Raw genomic sequence first — 4,341 nt, 5'->3', positions numbered from 1 at the left:
CTAATCCACTTCGCATTTAATTTGTATTATATGCGAAGTATATTTCCAACTATTCCTTTCCTGACTCCTTAACTTCTTCTTTCTTAAGGACCAAAATAAATTGCCTACTATTTGATAATATTTAGGATTTATTATTAGAAAATATTCATGTGGAGATAGAGAGAGTTACAGATTCTAATTCAACTAACGAATGCCATTTAGTTGTACAACATAATCGCATAATGGAATAAATAAAGGGTCTTCACAAGAAGATTTCTTATTTTTGAGCTAAATTGATTTTGGTAAAAAATAAAATAAAAATGATTCATTTTCACTAAATTAAAACCATATCAATTTCAAATATAATAAAAATAGCTACTTCTATCAAACTCATTTTTATTAATAAAGGAGAAAGTAATGGATTTTTTTATTCAATTAATCATTTCTAGTATACTCATTTTATTTATTTTATCTATTCCGAAGATTTTTTCTAGTTCAAAAATTAAACTGATGAACTTTAAGAACAAAACCATAAACCGTAAAGAAATAATAGTAATAATAACTGGTTCAACTATTTTAATTATTGGTATTATCGGTATTTATTTTTTTGCTGAACGTAATGAAAGACTAACATTAATATTAATTTTCGGTACCTTTATGAATTTGTTACAACAATTCATTTTAAGACTTATTAATAAAAAGATAATGGACCCTTCTTAAGCCAAAAGATGCTTTAGTTGCATAAGTAAAATCAAAGATCACTATTTTGTGATCTTTTTCTTTCCTCTAAAATCAACATTTTACTTTAATAGAGCATTAAAAAAGACTCCGGTGTAAACCAGAGCCTATTAAATCAACGATTCCTATTTTTTTGTATTAATTAATTCCTAATACACTCTTAACAGTTTCTAGAGTTTGTCCTTTATATTTCGTTTTAGGTGTTGGAGCATAGTTAATTGTAGGGTTTTGCATTAAGTAGTTATTCTCTAGATATGCCATATCTTTTTCATCAACTACACCGTCAAAGTTAATATCTGCTTCACGTTTATTTGTTCCCCAGTAAGTTTGTAAGTAAATTGTATCCATTACGTTGATGACATCATCTTTATTTACATCACCTGCGTAAGATGGTTGTAATCTATATAAGTAAAGATCTTGATGCGTAACTTTTTCATCTTCATGGAATTCGATAGTAAAGTGTCCAGGGATATTGACTTGAAGCTCATGCGTATCATCCGCTAATGGTAAATTTGGTACTTGGAAAGTACTTTCACGATCGTTTATTCCCTCTTCTACTGTTTTAATCGCGAAATGCAATTGGTATGTATATAATGTACCTTTTGGTGTAGCAATGTGTCAGTATATCTGAATGAATCAGTTACCCTATATTCTTTTCCTTAGGAGTCTTTGACGCTATTTTTTGCACCAACTTTGTTCTAGTCAAGTTGTTTCATTTCAGGTTCTAAACTACCAAACTTCATTTAATCCCTCTGCTTCAACATCAGCTCTCGATAATGAATAGGTTGGTGTAACATAAAAATATGGTTGAACTTGTATTGTTACTGTACTATTATCCACATTCGTAAACACAGAGTTAAAGAATCTAGTACCAGATGGACTTTAAAGGGTCATTAGAGCTATGGTGTATAATCTTTTGCTTTGAATTGGATGGTTACTTCTACTAATGATGCATCGCCAGCTATACTAGTATTCTCATGATCAGTTGGTCAAGCGCGATCATTTCTAATTAATCTCTTTGTATTGAATGATGTTTCAAAAACATGTATCTCAACTCAAGAATTTTTTACTGATTCTATTTTAAAACAAAAGAGACTGTAGGCAAAATCGATTTTCATCGAGTTTGTCTACAGTCTGAATCAATAACCTTTATAAAAGATTACCCATTTTTTCAATTGTTGGATTAAATTATTCTAATCCTAACGCTTGTAATACATCATCTAATGTTTGACCTTTATATTTTGTTTTTGCCTTTGGAGAATTTTCATTCCAAGGGTTTTGCATCATGTAGTTATTAATTACATACTGCATATCTTTTTCATCAACTACACCATCATAGTTAATGTCTGCGTCACGTTTATTTGTTCCCCAATATGTTTGAATGTATAACGCATCGTTTATATCAATGACATTATCTTTATTCACATCTCCACCAGGAATATATTCATAATTAACTGGTTTCGATGCAGCTGTCACTTTTCCATCCTCTTTATATCCTATTGTAAAGTCTTTTGTAAATGTAAAGTGACCTGGTACATCAATTTTTTGTGTAAATGTATCATCAGTTAATGGCAATCTCGTTCTGAACGCATATTGTGCTGTGTCAGCATATCCTAGCTGATCCGTTACGCCATATTCCTTACCTTTTGAATCTTTGACACTAATTTTTGTACCAGCTTTAGTATAGTCAAGTTGTTTCATTTCAGGCTCTAAACCATCAAATTTCATTAATCCTTCTGCCTGTACTGCGCCTCTCATAAGTGAGTATGTCGGTGTCACATAGAAATATGGTTGAATACCTTGTGTCGTTACTGTACTATTATCCACATTTGTATAAACAGCGTTAAAGAATCTACTTGAACCATTTGCACTAAAGAACGACATTGTACCTTTATAGTATTGGTCTTTTGCTTTTAATGTTAAGTCTACTAACGATGCATCTCCAACGATTCCTGTATTCGCTAGTTCTCCAGTCGCCGTTGCAGTAATAGTCATTAATGTTTTACCTCCAGCTTGAGGAACATTCGTATACTGAACATCAAGTTTGTCTTTAAATGCCGCATTCGGTTGCACATTCACAACATCAAGAAACGCGCTTGGATATTGGAAACTAAACACAGCTTTCTTAACATTTGTTTTCACATTTTTTGTAGAGAACGTTACTGTCGTTGAATCACCCATATTGATACTTTTTTTATCAGAGATTGCAGTTGTATAAGCCGTTCCTTGTCTGACAAAATAGGCATCTACCACACTACCATAGTTTCGAACAGTTGATTTGCTATAATCTGTGAAGTCATACTCTGTAATAGCATTCACTATTGGACCAGATGTACTTAAAGGAATTTCTGAGTTGAAATTTCCTTGTGCATCTACTGGTATACTTTTTTCTGAAGAACTATTCGGATTATAATACGTAAAAGTATTATCGCCTTGAGAAGCAGTCATACCTGCTGCCTTCATTTCATCGATGTCTTTATCAAATACATTTCCTGATACAGTAACCTTTGTATCAGTCGGATTAGCTGTTTCGTAAATGCCTCCTGCCTTTACGTTATTCATCGTTACTTTTGGCTCTTTCACTCCATAGTATACTGGTGTATCAGCTGTGAAATTCTCGCCTTTATCATTTGTACCAACCATGCGAATCGTATATGCCCCTGGCTCCGTGTTTTTAAAATCAAACGAGATCGGATTGTCCGGATTACCAGTTAATGGATAATATTGACCTTCATTCAGCACGCCTCGGTAATAATAATCCTTATTCTCATCTGCTGCTATTCCATCAGCTGAGCCTAAGAATCCGATTTCTTTGTCAGTTTTTGGATCAACAAGGAAGAATTCAAAATAACGCATATGTGAATTTAATTTAAAGTTAACGCCTAGTGACCATCTAGTGTAATTACTTCCTGATTCATATGGTATTGTATAAGCTCCTGAAGGATTAGCTGTTAAATACTCAATCCCCTCTTTTACTGTATGAATCGCAAATGGTACTTTATATGTTTCATTCGAATTTTTTTGATTTGTATAAACAATATATCCTTCATATGTTCCTAGTTTTGCAGATTTCGGTACGTTGATTGTTGCAGCCATATTTGCACTGCTATATTTTTTGACTTTTACAGATGATTTTACATCTAAAGTAACACCATTTGCAGCTGCATCTTGGTCTGCTCTAGAATCGTCTGTAAAACGCGCATCTAAAGTTTGGAACTGAACTTTTACGTCATATGTCTTATCGACAGAAGATTTATTAAATAACGTCATTGAACGTGAATCTGTCAGATTTTTCCCTGCAGGGGCTTGTTCACCAAAACTAACTGCACCAGTAATGTTTTTAATTTGTTTAATGCCCTTATCTGCTAAAGTTTCCCCACCATAATTCGTTGAATTATCTTTAACTGTTGAAGTTTTGTCTTTTACTTGAATCTCTGTTTGTGTATGAACAGCATTGTATGGGTCTACTCGCCCTGCCCCAACTTCATATACACTATATTTATCAGAGAGTGGATCTGCTGTGTTCATTAGTGTTGCTTTAACATCTGCAGGCGTCATATCAGGATGAACTTGCTTGATTAGAGCTGCTACCCCTGCAACGTTAGGCGTTGCCATTGATGTACC

Annotated in this window: 3 protein-coding genes; 1 reads left to right on the top strand and 2 read right to left on the bottom strand. The window is 33.2% G+C overall.

The annotated features are described in order from the left end of the window. The first annotated feature begins 396 nt into the window (after positions 1-396). Positions 397-699, top strand: coding sequence for a hypothetical protein (locus tag ACFCYN_RS24975; protein WP_375952778.1), 303 nt, complete (start codon positions 397-399; stop codon positions 697-699). A gap of 156 nt (positions 700-855) precedes the next feature. Here ACFCYN_RS24975 and ACFCYN_RS24970 read toward each other — a convergent pair whose 3' ends face one another. Together ACFCYN_RS24970 and ACFCYN_RS24965 are read right to left on the bottom strand one after the other, a co-directional pair. Then, a complete protein-coding gene (locus ACFCYN_RS24970; RefSeq protein ID WP_375952775.1) occupies positions 856-1,296 on the bottom strand; it encodes a dockerin type I domain-containing protein in 441 nt (146 codons plus the stop codon). A 609-nt stretch (positions 1,297-1,905) separates the two neighbouring features. Continuing rightward, positions 1,906-4,341, bottom strand: a 2,436-nt coding sequence (locus tag ACFCYN_RS24965) for a S8 family serine peptidase (protein ID WP_375952773.1), incomplete at its 5' end; no start/stop codon positions are given.

The sequence above is a fragment of the Gottfriedia sp. NPDC056225 genome (genome assembly GCF_042267765.1).
Lineage (GTDB): Bacteria > Bacillota > Bacilli > Bacillales > Bacillaceae_G > Gottfriedia.
This window is presented reverse-complemented; position numbering and strand designations above follow the sequence as displayed.

Coding starts and splice junctions, on each gene's coding strand:
- ACFCYN_RS24975 (WP_375952778.1), top strand. CDS start 397: ATGGATTTTTTTATTCAATTAATCATTTCTAGTATACTCATTTTATTT.